Origin of the sequence: Cellulomonas bogoriensis 69B4 = DSM 16987 (genome assembly GCF_000767165.1) — a bacterium.
GTDB lineage: Bacteria > Actinomycetota > Actinomycetes > Actinomycetales > Cellulomonadaceae > Actinotalea > Actinotalea bogoriensis.
The window spans coordinates 1-2,083 of record NZ_AXCZ01000286.1; the positions used below are offsets into that span (position 1 = coordinate 1).

The 2,083-nt window shown below is 74.7% G+C and carries 3 protein-coding genes; 1 reads left to right on the top strand and 2 read right to left on the bottom strand.

Going from position 1 to position 2,083, the window contains the following annotated elements; translation table 11 throughout:
• Positions 1 to 851 (top strand): FAD-dependent oxidoreductase (locus tag N869_RS14655; RefSeq protein ID WP_035062846.1); only part of this gene is annotated, 851 nt, incomplete at its 5' end.
• A 37-nt stretch (positions 852 to 888) separates the two neighbouring features.
• Here the strand turns inward: N869_RS14655 and N869_RS14660 are convergent.
• Together N869_RS14660 and N869_RS14665 are read right to left on the bottom strand one after the other, a co-directional pair.
• Complete coding sequence (locus tag N869_RS14660) at positions 889 to 1,119, bottom strand: DUF6480 family protein (protein WP_035062847.1); 231 nt, start codon at positions 1,117 to 1,119, stop codon at positions 889 to 891.
• 82 nt (positions 1,120 to 1,201) lie between these two features.
• A partial coding sequence (locus N869_RS14665) for a YhgE/Pip family protein (RefSeq protein ID WP_035062852.1) occupies positions 1,202 to 2,083 on the bottom strand: 882 nt, incomplete at its 5' end.

Consider the following 2,083-nt stretch of genomic DNA (forward strand, 5'->3'; position numbering starts at 1 on the left):
CCTCGTCCGAGGTCCTGACCGCCGACTACGTCGTCCTCGCCACCGGGACGGGGTACCCGTTCCCCGCCAAGTACCTGGAGGACGCCACCGCTGTCGCCACCTCGCGCCTGGAGCGGCTGCGTGAAGGGCTGGTGCGGTGCCGTGAGGTCGTCATCGTCGGGGGTGGCGCGGTCGGCCTGGAGCTCGCCGGTGAGCTGACCTCGGTCCACCCGGGGCTCGGGGTCACCGTCGTGGACCAGGCGCCGCAGGTGCTCGCCAACGGCGACTACCTGCCCGAGCTGCGGGACGCCGTGGTCCAGCAGCTGACGGATCGAGGGGTGCGGTTCGTGCTGGGCGCGCCGCTGGGTTCCACTCCTCCCACCGACGTGGGGACCTACGGGCACTTCGAGGTGACCACCACCGCCGGCGTCCAGGTCGAGGGCCAGATGTGGTTCCGCTGCTACGGCTCCCGCCCCGTCACCGACTACCTGGGTGCCGAGCTCGCGGCCGACCTGAGGGGGGACGGGACCATCCCGGTCGACGAGCACCTGATGGTGCGCGGGCAGGACCGCACGTTCGCGATCGGGGACATCACCGACGTCAAGGAGTCCAAGCGGGCCAGTGCGGCGCGGGACCACGCCGGGGTGGTGGCCCAGAACATCCGCGACCTGGTGGCCGGACGGGCCCCGTCGGCCACGTACTCCCCCGCGCCCGAGATGATCGTGCTGCCGCTGGGGCCGGACGGCGGGGCGTCCCAGCTCGGCCAGCCCGACGGGTCACGGACGGTCGTCGGCGCCCACCGCACCACCACCATCAAGGGCGCCGACCTGTTCAGCGGCCTCATGGCGGACCTGTTCGGCCTGGAGCGCTGAGCCGCGCCCCGACGCGCAGGTCGACGCCGCCGAGGGGTCAGCCGATCGACAGCGCGTAGGCCACGAACATGATGCCCACCACGGCCGTGATGCCCAGGATCAGCCCGTACATCACCTTGTTGGTGCGGGTGCTGGGCAGCTCCGGCTGACCGTCGGCGAGCTCGGAGGTGCTGCTCGTCTCCGCCGGTGGTGTCTCACCCGGGGGGACCGAGCCGCCCGGCTCCAGGCCAGGGGTGTCCTGAGGGTCGGGATCAGCGTTCGCGCTCATGGCTCCACCGTGCCCCCGGCCCGGGGACCGCGCAACAGCGCCGGAGGTGGGTGCCGGGCCGGGCCGGCACCCACCCGTGCGCTCAGGCCGGTGCCAGCTCCCGACGCAACCCTGTGACCGTGACCTGCTGCCGGCGTCTGGCCGCCCACACCGACAGGGCCACCGCCAGCACACCCCATGCGGCGAGCCCGGCCACGACCGCGGCCCGCGAGCCCACGTCCCCGCCGAGCACCAGGTGCGTCAACCCGTCGACCACCATGGGCACCGGGAGCACGCCGTTGAACCACTGGAACACCACCGGTGCGGTGTCCACGGGGACCAGGCCCCCCAGGGACGCGGCCTGCACGGCCAGCACCAGCAACGACACCACCCACCCGGTGCGGCCCCAGAGGGCGACCAGCGCCTGGTGGATCGCCGCGAACACCACCGCCGCGAGCACGGTCAGCGCCACCGCGGCGACCGGCGACACGACCCGCACCCCGAACAGCGGCAGCGCGACCGCCAGCAGGAAGGCCTGGGCGAGTCCGAGCACCACACCGGGGACCAGGCCCGCGCGCACCACACGGCCCGCGCTCGAGGCCCCGGCCAGCAGGTGCGGGGGCAGTGCCCGCGCGACCAGGTACGTCGCCAGGGCACCGACCCACAGGGCCAGCGCCACCACGATCGGGGCGGGGTCGGTGGCCCCGCCCGGCGACCGGTTCATCCGGTCGGACTCGCTCACCACCGGCTGGGCCAACGCCGGCCCGACCCGTTCACCGTCCAGGTCGGGCACCGCCCCGGCACCCATGAGCAGGCCCTCGGCGAGCTCCCCGGTGCCGTCGGCCAGGCCCGTCGCCCCGTCGGCGAGCTCCTCGGTGCCGTCGGCGAGCTCCGCGGTGCCCCCACGCAACTCACCGGTGCCCGTCGACAGCTGGGCCGCGCCACCCTGCGCCGCCGTGGCACCCTGCGCGAGCTGCTCGGCGCC

Coding starts and splice junctions, on each gene's coding strand:
- N869_RS14660 (WP_035062847.1), bottom strand. CDS start 1,119: ATGAGCGCGAACGCTGATCCCGACCCTCAGGACACCCCTGGCCTGGAG.